16 protein-coding genes are annotated in these 18133 nt (G+C 66.4%); 9 read left to right on the top strand and 7 right to left on the bottom strand.

Features of this window, described 5'->3' with window-relative positions; translation table 11 throughout:
* Positions 1–39: 39 nt before the first annotated feature.
* Both ftsZ and lpxC read left to right on the top strand, forming a co-directional pair.
* Positions 40–1239, top strand: a complete 1200-nt coding sequence (gene ftsZ / locus OH686_RS08120) for a cell division protein FtsZ (protein ID WP_137974898.1) — start codon at positions 40–42, stop codon at positions 1237–1239.
* Between the two features lie 106 nt (positions 1240–1345).
* The gene (lpxC, locus tag OH686_RS08115) at positions 1346–2257 is read left to right on the top strand and encodes a UDP-3-O-acyl-N-acetylglucosamine deacetylase (protein ID WP_137974897.1); all 912 of its coding nucleotides are present in this window, start codon (positions 1346–1348) and stop codon (positions 2255–2257) included.
* Positions 2258–2339: 82 nt separating this feature from the next.
* Here the strand turns inward: lpxC and OH686_RS08110 are convergent, their stop codons facing one another.
* On the bottom strand, positions 2340–2792 hold the full coding sequence (locus OH686_RS08110; RefSeq protein ID WP_289537623.1) for a DUF721 domain-containing protein: 453 nt from the start codon (positions 2790–2792) through the stop codon (positions 2340–2342).
* 246 nt (positions 2793–3038) lie between these two features.
* Between OH686_RS08110 and secA the strand changes: the two genes are divergently transcribed.
* The 4 genes from secA to OH686_RS08090 all read left to right on the top strand — a co-directional run bounded on the left by secA (position 3039) and on the right by OH686_RS08090 (position 8951).
* Entirely contained in the window at positions 3039–5771 is a 2733-nt protein-coding gene (gene secA, locus OH686_RS08105; protein ID WP_289537621.1) for a preprotein translocase subunit SecA, read from the top strand.
* Between the two features lie 240 nt (positions 5772–6011).
* Entirely contained in the window at positions 6012–7244 is a 1233-nt protein-coding gene (gene argJ / locus OH686_RS08100) for a bifunctional glutamate N-acetyltransferase/amino-acid acetyltransferase ArgJ (protein ID WP_289537619.1), read from the top strand.
* A gap of 136 nt (positions 7245–7380) precedes the next feature.
* A complete protein-coding gene (locus tag OH686_RS08095; protein ID WP_289537617.1) occupies positions 7381–8013 on the top strand; it encodes a glutathione S-transferase family protein in 633 nt (210 codons plus the stop codon).
* The gene (locus OH686_RS08090) at positions 8010–8951 is read left to right on the top strand and encodes a Nudix family hydrolase (RefSeq protein WP_289537615.1); all 942 of its coding nucleotides are present in this window, start codon (positions 8010–8012) and stop codon (positions 8949–8951) included. The genes OH686_RS08095 and OH686_RS08090 overlap by 4 nt, the downstream gene beginning before the upstream one ends.
* A gap of 31 nt (positions 8952–8982) precedes the next feature.
* On the opposite strand, the gene OH686_RS08085 is transcribed toward OH686_RS08090, so the two are convergent.
* From OH686_RS08085 to OH686_RS08070, 4 genes are read right to left on the bottom strand one after another with little or no spacing between them, the layout of a single operon-like run.
* Positions 8983–9567: a cob(I)yrinic acid a,c-diamide adenosyltransferase gene (locus OH686_RS08085; RefSeq protein ID WP_289537613.1), complete on the bottom strand. Its 585-nt coding sequence runs from the start codon at positions 9565–9567 to the stop codon at positions 8983–8985.
* Positions 9567–11588, bottom strand: a complete 2022-nt coding sequence (locus OH686_RS08080) for a sensor histidine kinase (RefSeq protein ID WP_502942781.1) — start codon at positions 11586–11588, stop codon at positions 9567–9569. The genes OH686_RS08085 and OH686_RS08080 overlap by 1 nt, the downstream gene beginning before the upstream one ends.
* Positions 11589–11632: 44 nt before the next feature.
* Positions 11633–12544, bottom strand: coding sequence for a putative 2-dehydropantoate 2-reductase (locus OH686_RS08075; protein WP_289537611.1), 912 nt, complete (start codon positions 12542–12544; stop codon positions 11633–11635).
* Positions 12541–13506 (bottom strand): GGDEF domain-containing response regulator, encoded by a 966-nt coding sequence (locus OH686_RS08070; protein WP_137974888.1) that lies wholly within the window; start codon positions 13504–13506, stop codon positions 12541–12543. The genes OH686_RS08075 and OH686_RS08070 overlap by 4 nt, the downstream gene beginning before the upstream one ends.
* A 149-nt stretch (positions 13507–13655) precedes the next feature.
* Here OH686_RS08070 and OH686_RS08065 point away from each other — a divergent pair, with 149 nt between their 5' ends.
* Positions 13656–14135 (top strand): YajQ family cyclic di-GMP-binding protein, encoded by a 480-nt coding sequence (locus tag OH686_RS08065; RefSeq protein ID WP_289537609.1) that lies wholly within the window; start codon positions 13656–13658, stop codon positions 14133–14135.
* A 107-nt stretch (positions 14136–14242) separates the two neighbouring features.
* A complete protein-coding gene (locus OH686_RS08060; RefSeq protein ID WP_289537607.1) occupies positions 14243–15079 on the top strand; it encodes a mechanosensitive ion channel family protein in 837 nt (278 codons plus the stop codon).
* Here OH686_RS08060 and OH686_RS08055 read toward each other — a convergent pair whose 3' ends face one another.
* Positions 15080–16690, bottom strand: a complete 1611-nt coding sequence (locus OH686_RS08055; protein WP_289537605.1) for an AmpG family muropeptide MFS transporter — start codon at positions 16688–16690, stop codon at positions 15080–15082.
* A gap of 38 nt (positions 16691–16728) precedes the next feature.
* Positions 16729–17121 (bottom strand): MGMT family protein, encoded by a 393-nt coding sequence (locus OH686_RS08050; RefSeq protein WP_289537603.1) that lies wholly within the window; start codon positions 17119–17121, stop codon positions 16729–16731.
* On the opposite strand from OH686_RS08050, the gene OH686_RS08045 reads away from it, so the two are divergent.
* A complete protein-coding gene (locus OH686_RS08045; RefSeq protein WP_289537601.1) occupies positions 17120–18115 on the top strand; it encodes a DUF481 domain-containing protein in 996 nt (331 codons plus the stop codon). The two genes, OH686_RS08050 and OH686_RS08045, sit on opposite strands and share 2 nt — an antisense overlap.
* Positions 18116–18133: the final 18 nt, after the last annotated feature.

Below are 18133 nucleotides of genomic sequence, written 5' to 3'. Positions count from 1 at the left end.
GGTAGCTGTAGGCGATAACTAAAAAGAAGGAGAGGGGAAATGTTCGAACTAGTAGATAACGCTCCACAAAGCGCAGTTATCAAAGTCATCGGCGTGGGTGGCGGCGGCGGTAACGCTGTCAACCACATGATCAAGAACAACATCGAAGGCGTGGAATTCATCTGCGCCAACACCGATGCCCAGGCGTTGAAGAATGTCGGCGCGCGCACCGTGCTGCAACTCGGCCCGGGCGTGACCAAGGGCCTGGGTGCCGGTACCAACCCGGAAATCGGCCGTCAGGCCGCCATGGAAGATCGTGAGCGCATCGCCGAAGTGCTGAGCGGCGCCGACATGGTCTTCATCACCACAGGCATGGGTGGCGGTACCGGTACCGGTGCGGCGCCGATCATCGCCGAAGTGGCCAAGGAAATGGGCATCCTCACCGTCGCGGTGGTGACCCGTCCGTTTCCGTTCGAAGGCCGCAAGCGCATGCAGGTCGCCGACGAGGGCATCCGTGCCCTGTCCGACGTGGTCGACTCGCTGATCACCATCCCCAACGAGAAGCTGCTGACCATCCTCGGCAAGGACGCCAGCCTGCTGTCCGCCTTCGCCAAGGCTGACGACGTGCTGTCCGGCGCCGTGCGCGGCATCTCCGACATCATGCAGCGTCCGGGCCTGATGAACGTCGACTTCGCCGACGTGAAGACCGTGATGGGCGAAATGGGCATGGCCATGATGGGTACCGGCTGCGCCAGCGGTCCGAACCGTGCTCGCGAGGCCACCGAGGCCGCCATCCGCAACCCGCTGCTGGAAGACGTCAACCTGCAGGGCGCGCGCGGCATCCTAGTCAACATCACCGCCGGTCTGGATCTGTCCCTGGGCGAGTACGCCGCGGTCGGCGAGATCATCGAGGCCTTCGCCTCCGAGCACGCCACCGTCAAGGTCGGCGCGGTGATCGATCCTGACATGCGCGACGAGCTGCACGTGACCGTGGTCGCCACCGGCCTGGGCGCGCGCATCGAGAAGCCGGTCAAGGTGGTCGACAACACCATCGCGGCTGCCGCTGTTGCCGTTCCGGCTGCCACCATCAGCGCCGCTCCTCGCGCTGCCGAGCAACCGGCCGTCAACTACAAGGACTACGAGCGCCCGACCGTTCAGCGCCAAAGCCTCGCCGGCAGTGCCGCCGCGGCCAAGCTGAACACTCAGGATGACCTGGACTATCTCGATATCCCGGCCTTCCTGCGTCGTCAGGCTGATTGATGCTGTCTATCAGGAGTATATCGGTGATTGGTGTTCAGCAAAGGGCGGTTCTGCTATCATCGCCGCCCATTGTTGAAAACAGTTCGCAACAAGCGCAGCCAAAACCATGATCAGACAACGCACCCTGAAGAACATCATCCGAGCCACCGGCGTTGGCCTGCACTCGGGGGAGAAGGTTTACCTGACCCTCAAGCCGGCCCCGGTGGATACCGGTATCGTGTTCCGTCGCACCGATCTGGATCCGGTCGTGGAAATCCCCGCCCGCGCCGAGAATGTCGGTGAGACCACCATGTCGACCACTCTGGTCAATGGTGAGGTCAAGGTGGACACCGTCGAGCACTTGCTTTCGGCCATGGCAGGCCTGGGCATCGACAACGCCTACGTCGAGCTGTCGGCGTCAGAAGTCCCGATCATGGACGGCAGTGCCGGTCCCTTTGTATTCCTGATTCAGTCTGCTGGCCTGGAAGAGCAGGAAGCACCGAAAAAGTTCATCCGCGTGCTGCGCGAAGTGACAGTGGAGGAGGGCGACAAGCGCGCCACCTTCCTGCCCTTCGACGGTTTCAAGGTGAGCTTCGAGATCGATTTCGATCATCCGGTGTTCCGTGGTCGCACCCAGACCGCCAGCGTCGACTTCTCCAGCACTTCCTTCGTCAAGGAAGTGAGCCGCGCCCGGACCTTCGGGTTCATGCGCGACATCGAGTTCCTGCGTTCGCAGAACCTGGCACTCGGCGGCAGTGTGGAAAACGCCATCGTGGTCGATGAGTTCCGCGTGCTCAACGAGGACGGCCTCCGTTACGAGGACGAATTCGTCAAGCACAAGATCCTCGACGCCATCGGCGACCTCTACCTGCTGGGCAACAGCCTGATCGGCGAGTTCAAGGGCTTCAAGTCCGGACACGCGCTGAACAATCGTCTGCTGCGCACCCTGATCGAGCAGAAAGATGCGTGGGAAGTGGTGATCTTCGACGACGCCAGCACCGCGCCGATCTCCTACATGCGCCCGGTTGCGGCCGTGTAAGCAATACCCCTCCCTTCTGTTGTATTCAGGCCACCCTCGGGTGGCCTGTTTTTTTTGGCGATTACCTGAGGAAAGCGAACGCTCAGTCGCGCTTGGCGTTGCGCGCCAGGCGCTCAAGGGCGGCGCGCAGCTTGGGGTCGTCGATGCCTTCGGCGGCGCCGCACAGGCTATCGGCCGCGGCCTCGGACAGCTCGGTCTTGTTCGCCTGATAGGTGGCGTGGGTGTTTGGCGGGCGCACCTTGACCTGGATCTTCTGCAGCCCGGCGAACTCCGGCAGTACCTGCAGCAGGCGCTGCAGGCGACGCTGCTGGTAATGCAAGCGAGTGGCCCAGTGACCGTTGCTGGTCAGCAGCAACAGGCAGCCGTCGTGCCAGCTGGCTACCTGGCAGTGCTCGCGCGCTGCCGGCTCCAGCTGTGCCTCGACCAGGGCCTGCAGCTTGCCCAGCCGCTGCGCGGCGCTGAACAGCGCACGCAGCGGCTTGTGATCGCGCAGCAGGGCGTCGGCAGTCTTGGCGGGTGGTGGGCGAAGGCTCATGGCGGGCGGATTCGTGGGCTGGTGCGCCCATGTTAGCAAAGGCCCTTGCAGCTGTCGGTCATCGTCCCATATAAGGTGCACGGCGTGCCTGCGGGCATGCTTGGCGTATCCGGCAGACTCGCAGGAGTTCACCCTTTTCTCGCCAACGTTTCCGAGTAGAATGCCCCCTTTGCACGCAGCCGAGCTGGCTGCCGGGCTGGCCTTCTGCGCCGCCCCCCATCCCCCAGAGTGGAAGAATCTGCCGATATGTTTGCGCCACTGTTGAAGAAACTCTTTGGAAGCAAGAACGAGCGTGAAGTCAAACGCATGCTCAAGACAGTGACCGCGATCAACGCCCTGGAAGAGCAGATGCTGGCGCTCTCCGACGAGCAGCTCAAGGCCAAGACCGAAGAGTTCAAGGCGCGTGTGGCCAAGGGCGAGAGCCTCGACCAGATTCTTCCCGAAGCCTTCGCCGTGGCCCGTGAGGCCGGCAAGCGGGTAATGGGCATGCGTCACTTCGACGTGCAGCTGATCGGCGGCATGACCCTGCACGAGGGCAAGATCGCCGAGATGCGCACCGGCGAGGGCAAGACCCTGGTGGGCACCCTGGCGGTGTACCTCAACGCCCTGTCCGGCAAGGGCGTGCACGTGGTCACGGTGAACGACTACCTGGCCCGCCGCGACGCCAACTGGATGCGCCCGCTGTACGAATTCCTCGGCCTGTCCGTCGGCGTGGTGATTCCCTTCATGCCGCCGGAAGAGAAGCGCGCCGCCTACGCCGCCGACATCACCTACGGCACCAACAACGAGTTCGGTTTCGACTACCTGCGCGACAACATGGCCTTCGCCCTGGAAGAGAAGTTCCAGCGCGAACTCAACTTCGCCGTGATCGACGAAGTCGACTCCATCCTCATCGACGAAGCCCGTACCCCGCTGATCATCTCCGGCCAGGCCGAAGACAGCTCCAAGCTGTACATGCAGATCAACCAGCTGATCCCGCGCCTCAAGCAGCACATCGAGGAAGAGGAAGGCGTGGTCACCCAGGAAGGCCACTACAAGGTCGATGAGAAGACTCGCCAGGTCGAGCTCAACGAGGCCGGCCACCAGTACGTCGAAGAGATGCTCAGTGCCGCCGGTCTGCTGGCCGAGAACGAGAGCCTCTATGCCGCACACAACCTCGGCCTGCTGACCCACGTCTACGCCGGTCTGCGCGCGCACAAGCTGTTCCACCGCAACGTCGAATACATAGTGCAGAACGGCCAGGTCATCCTGATCGACGAGCACACCGGCCGTACCATGCAGGGCCGCCGTCTCTCCGAGGGCTTGCACCAGGCCATCGAGGCCAAGGAGGGCGTGAACATCCAGGCCGAGAGCCAGACCCTGGCCTCGACCACCTTCCAGAACTACTTCCGCCTGTACAAGAAGCTCTCCGGCATGACCGGCACCGCCGACACCGAGGCCTTCGAGTTTCGCCAGATCTACGGCCTCGACGTGGTGGTCATCCCCACCCATCGCCCGGTGGCGCGCAAGGACTACAACGACCTGGTCTATCTGACCCAGGAAGAGAAGTACCAGGCGATCATCACCGACATCCGCGAGTGCCAGGCCCAGGGCCGGCCGATCCTGGTCGGTACCGCCTCGATCGAGACCTCCGAGTACGTCTCCAAGCTGCTCGAGCAGGCCGGCATCGAGCACAAGGTGCTCAACGCCAAGTACCACGAGAAGGAAGCCGAGATCATCGCCCAGGCCGGTCGTCCGGGCGCCGTGACCCTGGCCACCAACATGGCCGGTCGTGGTACCGACATTCTCCTCGGTGGCAACTGGGAGGCCGAAGTGGCCGCCCTGGAAGCGCCGAGTGACGAGCAGGTCGCGCAGATCAAGGCCGACTGGCAGAAGCGTCACCAGCAGGTGATCGAGGCCGGTGGCCTGCACGTGATCGCCTCCGAGCGCCACGAATCGCGCCGTATCGACAACCAGCTGCGCGGCCGTGCCGGTCGCCAGGGTGACCCGGGCTCCAGCCGCTTCTACCTGTCGCTGGAAGACAGCCTGATGCGCATCTTCGCCTCCGATCGGGTGAAGAACTTCATGAAGGCCCTGGGCATGCAGTCCGGCGAGGCCATCGAGCACAGCATGGTCACCAACGCCATCGAGAAGGCCCAGCGCAAGGTCGAAGGCCGCAACTTCGACATGCGTAAACAGCTGCTCGAATACGACGACGTGGCCAACGAGCAGCGCAAGGTGATCTACCACATGCGCAACAGCCTGCTGGCCGCCGACAACATCGGCGAGACCATCATTGAGTTCCGCGAGGAAGTGCTGGCCAACACCATCAACAACCACATTCCGCCGCAGTCGCTGCCCGAGCAGTGGGATATCACCGGCCTGGAAATGGCGCTGTACGGCGACTTCGGTGTGCGTCTGCCGATCCAGCAGTGGCTGGATGACGATGAGAAACTGTACGAGGAAACCCTGCGCGAGAAGATCCTCGCCGAGCTGCTGGCCGCCTACGCCGAGAAGGAGGAGCTGGCCGGCGCCGAGGCCCTGCGCACCTTCGAGAAGCAGATGCTGCTGCGCGTGCTGGACGACCTGTGGAAGGACCACCTGGCCACCATGGACCACCTGCGCCACGGCATCCATCTGCGCGGCTACGCGCAGAAGAACCCCAAGCAGGAGTACAAGCGCGAGTCCTTCACCCTGTTCCAGGACCTGCTCGATTCGATCAAGCGCGACACTATCCGCGTGCTGTCCCACGTCCAGGTGCGCCGCGAGGACCCGGTCGAGGAAGAGGCACGCCTGCGCCGCGAGGCCGAGGCCATGGCCGAGCGCATGCAGTTCCAGCATGCCGAGGCATCGGCGATGCCGGCTGCCGAGGGCGAAGAAGCCGAAGGCGAGCTGGCGGTAGCCACGCCGGTACGCAGTGATCCGAAGATCGGTCGCAACGAGCCGTGCCCCTGCGGTTCCGGCAAGAAGTACAAGCACTGCCACGGCCAGGTCGGCTAAGAGCCTGCCCACGACCCGCTGCGCTTCGGAAAAATTGCGTTGAAAATGACTTCGGAATGCTCATTTACTACACGTAAACTCCGCTTCCTCAGCCATTTTCGCCTGGTTTTTCTCTAGCTCGCGTAGCCGTGAACAGACTCTTGGCGGCTTAGCCTGCTATACCAGAAACGCCGCGACCGGCTCTGCCGCTCGCGGCGTTTTTCCAATTTCTGTGTCACTGTCCAAGTAAGGAGCGCTGCTATGGCCGTCGGTCTCGGTCCCCTGCCCACACTGCACCCGGTTCCCGGTTTCGAACTCGGCATTTCCTCCGCCGGCATCAAGCGCCCGGGGCGCAAGGACGTGGTGGTGATGCGTTGCGCCGAAGGCTCGCGAGTGGCCGGTGTGACCACCACCAACGCCTTCTGCGCCGCCCCGGTGATCGTCACCCGTGAGCGCGTGGCCGGCGATGTGCGCTACCTGCTGACCAACACCGGCAACGCCAACGCCGGCACCGGTCCGGACGGCCTGACCAACGCGCGCCGCACCTGCGCCGCGCTGGCCGCGCTGACCGGCGTTGCCGAGGAGGCGGTGCTGCCGTTTTCCACCGGGGTGATCGGCGAGCCGCTGCCTGTGGCGAAGATCGAGGGCGCCCTGCAGGCCGCCCTGGACGATCTCGACGAAAACCACTGGGCCGAGGCCGCCACCGGCATCATGACCACCGACACCCTGCCCAAGGGCGCCAGCCGCCAGTTCCAGCACGATGGCGTGACCGTCACCGTGACCGGCATCAGCAAGGGCGCCGGCATGATCCGCCCGAACATGGCCACCATGCTCGGCTACATCGCCACCGACGCCAAGGTCGCCCGCGGCGTGCTGCAGGACCTGGTGCGCGACGCGGCGAACAAGTCGTTCAACCGCATCACCATCGACGGCGACACCTCGACCAACGACTGCTGCATGCTGATCGCCACCGGTCAGGCCGCTCTGCCGGAAATCACTTCCGCCAGCGGCGAGCTGTTCGCCAAGCTCAAGCAGGCGGTGCTGGAAGTGTTTATGGAAGTGGCCCAGGCCATCGTCCGTGACGGCGAAGGCGCCACCAAGTTCGTGACCGTGCAGGTCAACGGCGGCGGCAATCACCAGGAGTGCCTGGACGTGGCCTACGCCGTGGCCCACTCGCCGCTGATCAAGACCGCGCTGTTCGCCTCCGACCCCAACTGGGGCCGCATCCTCGCCGCCGTCGGTTATGCCGGCGTGCCGAATTTGGACGTGAGCAAGATCGACGTGTTCCTCGGCGACGCGCGCCAGGGTGAAGTGCGCATCGCCAGCCAGGGTGGCCGCGACGCCGCCTACACCGAGGACCAGGGCGCCGCGGTGATGGCCCGCGCGGAGATCGGCATCCGCATCGAGCTGGGCCGCGGTGCCTGCAGCGAAACCATCTGGACCACCGATCTGTCCCACGAGTACGTGAAGATCAACGCCGAATACCGCACCTGATACGCCTCCGGACCGGGGCGTTCTGCCCCGGCCCGCTCTGCCATTCCCCGCACTCATAGGGGCATGCGCAAGCGGAATTGTCCGCGGCCGCCCGAGCCGCGTACGCTCCGTGTACAACCTTTCTAGGAGAGCGAACATGTCCCTCAAGCTGGTGATCGGCGACAAGAACTATTCCTCCTGGTCGCTGCGCGCGGCCCTAGCCATGGACCTGACCGGCGTGCCCTACGAGGAGATCCTCGTGCATCTGTACCGGCCGGACAGCCGCACTCAGCTGCTGGCCCATGCGCCGACCGGCAAGGTGCCGGTGCTGCACACCGAGGACGGCCCGGTGTGGGATTCGCTGGCCATCGCCGAATACCTGGCCGAGCGTTTCCCCGAGGCGCACCTGTGGCCGCGCGGCCAATATGCCCGAGCCCTGGCGCGCAGCGTGTGCGCCGAGATGCACAGCGGCTTCATGGCCTTGCGCAGCCACATGTCCATGGACCTGGCGCGCGACCAGGCCCTGGCCGAGATTCCCGCCGAGGCCCAGGCCGACATCGACCGCGTGTGCAAGCTGTGGGCGGACTGCCGCCAGCGCTTCGGTCAGGACGGTCCGTTCCTGTTCGGCCACGTCAGCATCGCCGATGCCTTCTTCGCCCCGGTGGCGGCGCGCCTGCGCAGTTACCGCGTGGCGCTGCCGGCCGAGGCCGCCGCCTACGTCGACACCGTCTATCAATGGCCGGCGTTCCAGCGCTGGTACCAGGCCGCGCTGCAGGAGACCAGGGTTTGAAGCGAGTTCATGTGGCCGCCGCGGTGATCCGTGGCGCCGATGGTCGAGTGCTGCTTGCCAAGCGTCCGCAGGACAAGCACCAGGGCGGCCTGTGGGAGTTTCCCGGCGGCAAGGTGGAGGAGGGCGAGGCGGTGGAGCTGGCCCTGGCCCGCGAGCTGGAAGAGGAGCTGGGCATCCGCGTCGGCGCCGCCCGGCCGCTGATCCAGGTGCATCACGACTACCCGGACAAGCAGGTGCTGCTGGATGTCTGGGAAGTCTCCGCCTTCACCGGCGAGCCCCATGGCGCCGAGGGCCAGGCGCTGGCCTGGGCCACCGAGCGCGAGCTGCTCGACTACGAATTCCCCGCCGCCAACCAGCCCATAGTTGCGGCGGCGCGCCTGCCCGACACCTACCTGATCACCCCGGAGGGTCTGGAACCGGCCGAGCTGCTGCGTGGCGTGCGCGCCGCCCTGGCCGCCGGCGCCAGGCTGATCCAGCTGCGTGCACCGAACATGTTCGATCCGCAGTACCGCGATCTGGCGGTGGATATTCAGGGTCTGTGCGCCGGCAAGGCGCAGCTGATGCTCAAGGGGCCGCTGGAGTGGCTGGGCGATTTCCCCGCCGCCGGCTGGCACCTGACCGCCGAGCAGCTGCGCAAGTACGCCCCCAATGGCCGGCCGTTTCCCGGTCAGCGCTGGCTGGCCGCTTCCTGCCACAGTGCCGAGGAGCTGGCCCTGGCCGCGCGCATGGGCGTGGACTTCGTCACCCTGTCACCGGTGCAGGCCACCCAGACTCACCCCGAGGCCACGCCGCTAGGCTGGGATGTCGCCGCCGAGCTGCTGCGCGGCAGCAATCTGCCGGCCTTCCTGCTCGGTGGCATCGGCCCGCAGGATCGCCAGCGCGCCTGGCAGGCCGGGGCCCAGGGCGTGGCCGGTATCCGCGCGTTCTGGCCACAATGAAATCGGCGATGCCCCCGGGCATCGCCACCCTTCAGCCTTGTTGCGGTTTCTCCGCCGCCTGCCACAGCACCTCGTCGATGCCCTGGCGGCGGGCGATCAGCCGGGCGGCGACGAACAGCAGGTCGGACAGTCGGTTGACGTAGGCCATGCCTACCGGGCGTAGCGGCTCTTCGGCGTTGAGCTGCTGGCAGCGCCGCTCGGCACCGCGCGCCAGGCTGCGGCAGACATGGGCCTGGGCCACCAGGCGCGAGCCGCCCGGCAGGATGAAGTTCTGCAGCGGGCCGAGCTCCTCGTTCCAGCGATCGATGGCGGCTTCCAGGCGCGCCACCTCGTTTTCCTGCAGGGCCTGATAGTCCGGCATCGCCAGCTCGCCGCCGAGATCGAACAGACGGTGCTGGCAGGGCGCCAGGACCGCGATGATCTCCTCCAGCCCGGCGCATCCGGCTCGCTGTTCGGCCAGGTCCGCCAGCAGCAGGCCGAGCTGGCTGTTCAGCGTATCCAGCTCGCCCATGGCCTCCACCCGCGGGTGATCCTTGGCCACGCGGCGGCCATCGGCCAGGCCGGTCTCGCCCTTGTCGCCGGTCTTCGTGTAAATCTTGCTCAGTCGATGGCCCATCAGACGCTCGTGCTTTCGGTGGGGGCGGCCAGCGGCAGGCGCAGGGTGAAGCAGGTGCCCTGGCCCTGGGTGGATTGCACTTCCAGCTGCCCCTTGTGGTTGTTGGTGACGATGAAATAGGACACGGACAGGCCCAAGCCGGTGCCCTGGCCAACTTCCTTGGTGGTGAAGAACGGCTCGAAGATGCGCTTGCGCACCAGCTCGGGCATGCCGATGCCGTTGTCTTCCACCTGAATCTCCGCCCACGGCGGATTGAGGCGGGTGCGCAGGACGATGCGTCCCGGCTCGTCCTCGTCGTCGCGCAGGTGGATGGCCTGGGCGGCGTTCTTCAGCAGGTTGAGCAGTACCTGTTCCATCTCGTTGGCGGTGGCCGGCACCGGGCCCAGGTTGGGGTCGAAGTCGCGGTCGATGGCGATGCCGCGGAAGTCGAAGCTCTCGGTCAGGTCGAAGTCGTTGCCGGCGATCTCCAGCGCCTGATCGATCAGCACCGGCAGCTGGCAGGGCGCCAGCTGGCGGTTGCTGCGGCGGCTGAAGGCGAGCATGTGGCTGACGATCTTGGCCGCCCGCGAGCCGGCCTGGGCGATGCCGTCGAGCAGCTGGGGAATCTCGCGGCTGTGCAGGTAGGCGTTGACGTCATCCAGGGCGATGCCCGCTTCCACGGCCAGATCCTGGTTCTTCGCCAGTTCCGGCGACAGGCGTCGGCGGATGTTCTGCACGTTGTGCAGGATGGCGCCCAGCGGGTTGTTGATCTCGTGGGCCATGCCGGCGGCCAGGCCACCCACCGAGAGCATCTTCTCCGACTGCACCATCATCTCCTCCAGCGACAGGCGCTGGGTGATGTCGTCGATACGGATCACCACGCCACGGCCGCCGGCTCCCATCAACGGATAGAAGGTCAGCGCGTAGTGGTGGGCGTCCTCGTCCTTGCGCCAGGTGACCCGTTCGATCTTCTCCACCTTGTGCTGTTCGGCGGTGCGCTTGAGCTGGGCGAGGAACGGCTTGAGCGGCGGGAAGGCGAGGAACACCGGCTGGTTCAGCGCCTCGTCCAGCGGCGTGCCGGAGAGAGCGCTGGCCTCCTGGTTCCACTGGGTGACGTAGAGCTGGTCGTCGAGGGCGATCAACGCCGAGGGCATGGAGTCGATGATGTTGTTCAGGTAGTTCTGGAAGCCGGTGAGCTTCTTCTCGATCTTGCTGCGCACCTGCACTTCCAGCTCCAGCTTGCGGTTGGAGTGGCGGGTCTCCTCGGCCAGGCTCTGGGCCTGGCTGAAGGCGCTCTCGGCGTCGTCGCGGGCGCGCTTGAGCTGCTGCTCGCGGGCCTCGATGCGGCCGAGCATGGTGTTAAAGGCATCGGCCAGGCTGCCGATCTCGTCGCGGTTGCCGCGGGCGGCGCGCAGCGAGTAGTTCTCCTCGCGGGTGACCTGGCGCGACAGCTCCTCCAGGCGGCGGATCGGCCGGGTGATCAGCCTGCGCACCTGGCGGGCGATCAGCGCCCAGAGCACCACGCTGATGGCGAGGATCGCCAGGCTGGCGGTCAGGGTGCCGGTGTAGAAGGCCCCGGGCAGCTCACTGGACGCCACCAGCAGCAGGTAGCCGGGCGGCTGGCCCGCTTGCGGCAGGGGAATCACCTGGGTGGAGCGGAATTCGCGTAGGCGCCAGTGCTCCAGTTCGTCGCTGCGCGACGGCAGCTGCAGCGCATCGCCTAACTGCAGTTCGGCCAGGCGCACGCCGGTGCCGTTGTACAGGGCGGCGGCGCGCAGCGGGGTGTAGTTCTCCAGGCGCTCCAGCAGCTTCTGCGCGGCCTCGGGCGTCGCCAGGGCGTGCCGGCTCAGCTCGGGAGTGGCGATCAGTTTGCCGATGGTCTGCAAGGCCTGGGGCGCGACGCTCTCCTGGGAGATCCAGTAGGCCGCGCTGATGAACGCCAGGTTGGCCACCAGCATGACCGCGGCCAGCAGGATCAGCAGCGCGAAGAGCAGCTTGCGGCCGACCGGCAGGTTGTCGAGGCGCTGGCGCAGACGGGTCAAGGGCGCGGCTTCCATTGAGGCTGGAGGGGCAGGGTAACGCTCGTTCAGGTCACGGGCAATCCGCGGGCGGTGAGGTGCTCGCGCAGGCGCTGCAGCAGATCGTCCAGGTGCGGCAGCTTCAGTTGCAGGCGCTCGGCCTGGGTGCAGGCATGGCCCAGCAGGTAGGCAATCTCGGTGCGCCGGCCCTGGGCCACGTCCTGGTACATCGAGGAATAGTTGGCCGCGGTGCCGTCGATGACCCGCAAGACCTCGGCGTGCAGGTCCTCGGCGGCGTCTGGCTGGCCGGCCTGGCGCAGCAGCTCGGCCAGCTCGGTGCACAGCCCGGCCACTTCCTGCGGCCAGTCACGCAGGCCGCCGTTGCGGCAGTCGTGCAGCACGGTCAGCGGATTGATCGCGCAGTTCAGCGCCAGCTTGCGCCACAGCTTGGCGAGGATGTCGTGGGTCCACTGGTGGGGGATGGCGGCGGTGTGCAGGTCGTCCAGCCACTCCGGGGTCCGCCGCTCGCCCTGCACGCCCAGCCAGGTATGGCCGCGGCCGGCATAGACCACGCGAAAATCGCCCTCGCGGAAGGCGCCCTCGGTGCTGGAGGCGAACACGCAGCGCGCTCGTGGCAGGCGCGCGGCTACCGCCTCCTGGCTGCCCAGGCCGTTCTGCAGCAGGATGATTTCGGCGCCCGGCGCCAGGCGTGGCGCCAGGGCGGCGGTGGCCTCCTCGGCGTCATAGGCCTTACAGGCCACCAGCAGGCGGCGGATCGGCGCGCCGTGGTTCGGCGTTTCGGCGGCGATGGGGTGCAGGTTGGCCTGGCCATCTTCCACCAGGGTCAGGCCGCCGGCGGCGCGGTAGCGGGTCAGGCTGGCCTGGTCGCGCAGGATCAGTTTTACCGGCACCCCGGCACGGGCCAGGCGAGCGGCCCACAGGCCACCCAGGCTGCCGGCGCCGAGTACGTGCCAGCTCACTGCGGCAGCGGCAGGCGCAGTGCGCTGACCCGGCCGCTGGCGTAGGACTCCGGCAGCACGCGGCTGGCCTCGGCGAACAGGTAGTGCGGTTCGACGGGCAGCGACTTGGCGTCCAGGCCGACCAGGGAGATGCCGGCCTTGAGACTGATGAAGCCTTCGCTGGTCTTGAACGCCTTGAGGTTGAGGCCTTCGTGCAGGCGCTTGAAGCTGCTCGGCGAGCATTCGTGCAGGTCGTCGAGCATGGCGATCATGCCGAAGTGGGTGTCATCCACCCGGGTCAGCACGTCCAGCGGGCGCACCAGCTGCTGCAGGCGCCGCGCCACACCGTGCAGCACTTCGTTCCAGAAGCCGTTGCCGTACTGACGGCGCAGGGCTTCGCCTTCCTGCAGGCCGATCAGCAGGTAGCACAGGGCGCCGCCGCGGGACTCGACCTGACGCAGGCAGTCGTTGAGCTTCTGCTGCAGGTAGCGCGGATTGCCCAGGCCGGTCAGCGAGTCGACCAGGTTGCGCTGCTCCAGGCTGGAGATGTTCTGGGTCAGCATGCGGTTTTCATTGAGCAGGCGCTGCAGGGTGTTGCACAGGCGGTCGGCGGCATACACGCGCGGCACCAGCTGTTCGTTCATCGCCGCCTTGCTGATGAAGTCGTCGACGCCGCGGTCGAAGGCTTCCACCAGCACGTTCTCGCCTTCCTTCCCGGTGAGCAGGATGACGTAGGTGTAGTGCTCGGCGGTCTCGTCCAGCTGGCGCACCCGTCCGGTCAGCTCGAGGCCGTCCATCTCCGGCATCAGCCAGTCGGCCAGCAGCACACTGGCGGGACGTTTTTCCAGCAGGCGCAGGGCTTCCGCGGCACTGTTGGCGAAGCGCACATCCTGGTAACCGGCCTGGCTCAGGGCACGGCCGATCATGGCGCTGGAAAACTTGGCGTCGTCCACCACCAGGATGCTGAGATGGGGGTTGGGCATTGAGGGGCTCACTGGAAGGAAAGGGTGGCCGCCGCAGGTTGGCTGAGCGGCGTGGATCAGACTGGTTATAATGGGCGCGCCAATTTTATCGTCAAGTCAGGCGCGCTCAGTCCGTGAGGGGGATCGCGCCGTCCATCAGGAGCAAGCCCATGCCTTCGTTCGACGTGGTGTCGGAACTGGACAAGCACGAACTCACCAACGCGATCGACAACGCCGTCAAGGAACTCGACCGCCGCTTCGATCTGCGCGGCAAGTGCAGCATCGAGAGCAAGGACAAGACCATCACACTGACCGCCGAGGCCGAGTTCATGCTCGAGCAGGTCCTCGATATCGTGCGCGCCAGCCTGATCAAGCGCAAGATCGACTGCCAGTGCATGGAGGCCAAGGATGCCTATGCATCGGGCAAGGTGATGAAGCAGGAGGTGACCTTCCGCGAAGGCATCGACAAGGAGCTGGCGAAGAAGATCGTCGCCCATATCAAGGACAGCAAGCTCAAGGTCCAGGCCGCCATCCAGGGCGAGCAGGTGCGCATCACCGGCAAGAAGCGCGACGACCTGCAGGAGGCGATTGCTGCCCTGCGCGCCAAGGAATTCGGCATGCCGCTGCAGTACAACAACTTCCGCGACTGATCTGCCGGGAACCTCCGGCGCCGCGCGCACGTCCCAAGCAGTACACCCCTCACCGCCATGGCCAGCCATGGCGGTGTCGTTTCTGCCGTCCGAACAGGAGTGCGCTGATGCAATTCTCATACGACGAACTGGTACGGCTGTCCCAGGCCTGGCTGCCGGTGGTGCTGGAGTACAGCGGCAAGCTGACCCTGGCACTGGTCACCCTGGTGCTCGGCTGGTGGCTGATCAACCGTGTGACCGGGCGCCTGCAGCTGCTGATGGAGGGGCGCAAGGTGGACCGGGCACTGACCGGCTTCATCGGCAGCCTGGCCAATATCCTGCTCAAGGTGCTGCTGATGGTCAGCGTGGCCACCATGATCGGCATCTCCACCGCCTCCTTCATCGCCGCCATCGGTGCCGCCGGTCTGGCCATCGGCCTGGCCCTGCAGGGCAGCCTGGCCAACTTCGCCGGCGGCGTGCTGATCCTGTTGTTCCGCCCATTCCGCATCGGCGATTGGATCGAGGCCCAGGGCCAGTCCGGCACCGTGGACAGCATCCAGATCTTCCACACCGTGCTGCGCACCGGCGACAACCGCACGGTGATCCTGCCCAACGGCGCGCTGTCCAACGGCGCCATCGTCAACACCTCGCGCCAGGCCACCCGGCAGATAGTGTTCGACGTCAAGGTCGACTACGACAGCGACCTGCAGCAGGCCCAGCAGGTGCTGCGCGAGATGGCGCAAGACCCGCGTGTGCTCAAGGACCCGGCGCCAGCAGTGGTAGTCGCGGGCCTCGGCGAGACCGCCATCACCCTGTCGCTGCGGGTGTGGACGGCCAACTCGGACTACTGGCCGGTGACCTTCAGGTTCAACGAGGAAATCCGCGACCGCCTGCGCCAGGTCGGCGTGGATATCGCCGTGCCGGGACTGCTGGCGCGGACCATCAAGGCCGCTACGCCGGCCTGATCAGGGTTCGCTGCGCGGCGCCGGCGTGCTCGGCGCGGGCAGCGGCTGGCTGCCCTGCTGGCGCCACTGCAGGATGATCAGCAGCAGGGTGGGAATGCCCAGTAGCGCGGTGGCGAGGAAGAACTGGGCGTAGCCGGCCTTCTCCACCATCACTCCCGAGTAGCCGCCGACCAGGCGCGGCAGCAGCAGCATGATCGAGCTGAGCAGGGCGTACTGGGTGGCGGAGAACTTCAGGTTGGTCAGGCTCGACAGGTAGGCGACGAAGGCCGCCGTGGCCAGGCCCGAGCTGAGGTTGTCGAGGGCGATGGTGAGCACCAGCATCAGCATGTGCGGGTCCAATACCTGCAACAGGTGCCCGACCGTCTGCTGGCCATAGCTGGTCGGGTCCGTTATCACACCGAGGCCGGAAAGCGTGGCGAACAGCAGGTTGGTGCCGGCCGAGGCCGCGCCGCCCAGCAGCAGGATCGGCAGGATGCCGAAGCGCACGATCAGCAGGCCGCCGAGGGCCGCGCCGAGCAGGGTCATGATCAGGCCGAACAGCTTGCTGACACTGGCGATCTGGCTCTTGGCGAAGCCCATGTCGATGTAGAAGACGTTGGCCATCACGCCCATCACCGTATCGGACATGCGATAGGTGGCGATCAGGCCGAGCAGCAGCAGGGCCTGCCAGCGGTAGCGCAGGATGAAGTCGTTGACCGGCGTCAGCACCGGCGCCAGGCCGCGGCGGCCCATGCGCGACAGGCACACGGCGGTGAGAATGGTGTAGAGCAGGAAGCGCAGGGTGGCGCGGTCCTCGCGCAGCAGTTCGCCGAGGCCGATCTCGTCGCTGAACAGCAGGAGGATGTCGCTGCGGAAGAACTGGGTGAACATGGCCGGCACCGACACCAGCAGCACGATCAGCACCAGCACCGAGGCCAGTTGGCGATACAGGCCGTAGCGCGCCGCTGCCATCTGCGTCTGCAGCGGCACCGGCGGTTCGCGCATCCACAGGGTGGTGATCACCCCCGGCAGCATCAGCATGGCGAACAGCAGGTAGGTACTGGCCCAGGCTCCGTGCTGGTAGCCGGCGCCCGGGTTGCCGAACCAGCCGGCGAAGTACAGGGCGCCGGCGGTGGCCAGCAGGGCGGCGACCCGGTAGCCGGCCATGTAGCTGGCGGCCAGGGCGGCCTGGCGGGTGTCGTCGACGATCTCCAGGCGGTAGGCGTCTACCGCGATGTCCTGGGTGGCGGAGGCGAAGGCCACCACCACGGCCACGCCGATCAGCCAGGACAGGTGCTGCTGCGGATCGCACAGGGCCATGCCGATCAGGCCGAAGGCCACCAGGCCCTGGGACAGCACCAGCCAGGAGCGGCGCCGGCCGAGGCGGCTGAGCAGCGGCAGGCGCCACTGGTCGAGCATCGGTGCCCACACCCACTTGAAGGCGTAGGCCAGGCCGATCAGGCTGGCGTAGCCGATGGTCTGGTGGGTCACCCCTGCCTCGCGCAGCCACACCGAGAGGGTGGAGAACACCAGCATGTACGGCAGGCCGGCGGCGAAGCCCAGCAGCAGCAGGGCCAGGGTGGCCGGATGGGCATAGGTGGCGAGGGCGGCGCGCCAGGTTCTACGGGGCATGGGCGTGTTCGGACGAGGGCTCGGGCAAAGGGCGCACTCTAACCGTTCGCCTCCATCGGGCGCCAGCCGTGGCGGCGCATGTCGACGCGATCGTTGCGAAGGGTCAGACCCTCGGCGCGCAGGCGTGCGCGCTGTTCCTCGCCGGAAGGTGTGCCGGCCGCCAGGCTGAGACGGCCGCCGGCGCCGAGCACGCGATGCCAGGGCAGGCGGGTGTCCTGGGGCAACTGGCTGAGGGTGCGGCCGACCCAGCGCGCGGCGCGGCCGAGGCCGGCAATGGCGGCCAGCTCGCCATAGCTGATCACCTTGCCCTCGGGAATCTGCGCCATCACCAGATACAGCGCCGCGCGGCGTCCTTCGGCACTTGCCGTGGGCTCCAGGGCTGGGGCATGTTCTGCCTTGTCGCCTCGTTCCTTCTTCGGTGGTCTGGCCATGTCGCGCGTCCTGCTGTCCTGTCTGTTGCTGAGCCTGGCTTGGCCTGTCGCCGCGGATACCGTGTGGTTGAACAACGGCGACCGCCTGAGTGGCGAAATCCTGTTGCTCGATGGCGGCAAGCTGGTGCTGAAGACCAAGTATGCCGGCCGCGTGCTGATCGACTGGAAGGATATCGACACCCTGGCCTCGGACAAACCCCTGATGCTGCGCCGCGAGGGCCTGGACAGCGAGATCGGGCATCAGCTCAAGGCGGCCGACAAGGGCAAGGTGCAGGTGGTCAATGGCCGTAGCGAAACGGTGGCGCTGGCCAGCATCACTCGGTTGGTGCCGCCGCGTCCGCTGCTCAAGGATCGGGTCTGGGAGGGCAACCTGGACGCCAAGCTGGACATGGAGCGCAACGAGGATCGCACCGACGAGTGGAAGCTCAAGGGCGATACCCGCGTCGAGCACGGGCGCTGGCGCCACGTGTTGCGTGGTGAGCTGGAGAACGAGACGGAGAACGGCGAGAAGACCGAGGACAACTGGGAGCTGGAGTACGACCTCGACCGCTTCTTCACCGATCACTGGTTCTGGCGCAGCGGCTACGAGCAGCAGGAGGACCAGTTCGAAGGTATCACCCGCCAGCGCATCCTCGGCACCGGGCCGGGTTATCGCTTCTGGGACAACGAGCTGGGCCGTCTCGACCTGGTCGGTCAGGTCAATCGGGTGCGCCTGGACTCGCCCTATGGCGATTTGTCTTTCGACACCTGGTCCATGGAGTGGGACTACAAGCGCCTGCTGTGGGGCTCGCGCCTGGAGTTCTACAGCACGGCCGAGTTGCAGGTGCCGCAGATCGACGAGATCGACTATGTGTTCGATGGCGAGGCGGGGCTGCGCTATCGCCTCAACGACTGGGCGCGGCTGTCGCTGCTGTACGAGCTGAACCAGCTGCGCGGGCTGGGCACCACGGTGTCCGACCGGCATTACCTGATCGGTCTCGGGGTCGGTTGGTAAGCGAATCGGCTGAACTTA

The sequence above is a fragment of the Pseudomonas sp. SO81 genome (genome assembly GCF_030374125.1).
Classification (GTDB): domain Bacteria; phylum Pseudomonadota; class Gammaproteobacteria; order Pseudomonadales; family Pseudomonadaceae; genus Aquipseudomonas.
Note: the sequence above shows the minus strand (reverse complement) of the source record. Positions and strands in the feature narration are given on the sequence as shown.

What these genes read in the sequence shown, in the direction of transcription:
- OH686_RS08110 (WP_289537623.1), bottom strand. Translation starts at nt 2,792, where the DNA reads ATGAGCCTTCGCCCACCACCCGCCAAGACTGCCGACGCCCTGCTGCGC.
- OH686_RS08060 (WP_289537607.1), top strand. Translation starts at nt 14,243, where the DNA reads ATGCAATTCTCATACGACGAACTGGTACGGCTGTCCCAGGCCTGGCTG.
- secA (WP_289537621.1), top strand. Translation starts at nt 3,039, where the DNA reads ATGTTTGCGCCACTGTTGAAGAAACTCTTTGGAAGCAAGAACGAGCGT.
- OH686_RS08095 (WP_289537617.1), top strand. Translation starts at nt 7,381, where the DNA reads ATGTCCCTCAAGCTGGTGATCGGCGACAAGAACTATTCCTCCTGGTCG.
- argJ (WP_289537619.1), top strand. Translation starts at nt 6,012, where the DNA reads ATGGCCGTCGGTCTCGGTCCCCTGCCCACACTGCACCCGGTTCCCGGT.
- ftsZ (WP_137974898.1), top strand. Translation starts at nt 40, where the DNA reads ATGTTCGAACTAGTAGATAACGCTCCACAAAGCGCAGTTATCAAAGTC.
- OH686_RS08050 (WP_289537603.1), bottom strand. Translation starts at nt 17,121, where the DNA reads ATGGCCAGACCACCGAAGAAGGAACGAGGCGACAAGGCAGAACATGCC.
- OH686_RS08055 (WP_289537605.1), bottom strand. Translation starts at nt 16,690, where the DNA reads ATGCCCCGTAGAACCTGGCGCGCCGCCCTCGCCACCTATGCCCATCCG.
- lpxC (WP_137974897.1), top strand. Translation starts at nt 1,346, where the DNA reads ATGATCAGACAACGCACCCTGAAGAACATCATCCGAGCCACCGGCGTT.
- OH686_RS08045 (WP_289537601.1), top strand. Translation starts at nt 17,120, where the DNA reads ATGTCGCGCGTCCTGCTGTCCTGTCTGTTGCTGAGCCTGGCTTGGCCT.
- OH686_RS08065 (WP_289537609.1), top strand. Translation starts at nt 13,656, where the DNA reads ATGCCTTCGTTCGACGTGGTGTCGGAACTGGACAAGCACGAACTCACC.
- OH686_RS08070 (WP_137974888.1), bottom strand. Translation starts at nt 13,506, where the DNA reads ATGCCCAACCCCCATCTCAGCATCCTGGTGGTGGACGACGCCAAGTTT.
- OH686_RS08085 (WP_289537613.1), bottom strand. Translation starts at nt 9,567, where the DNA reads ATGGGCCATCGACTGAGCAAGATTTACACGAAGACCGGCGACAAGGGC.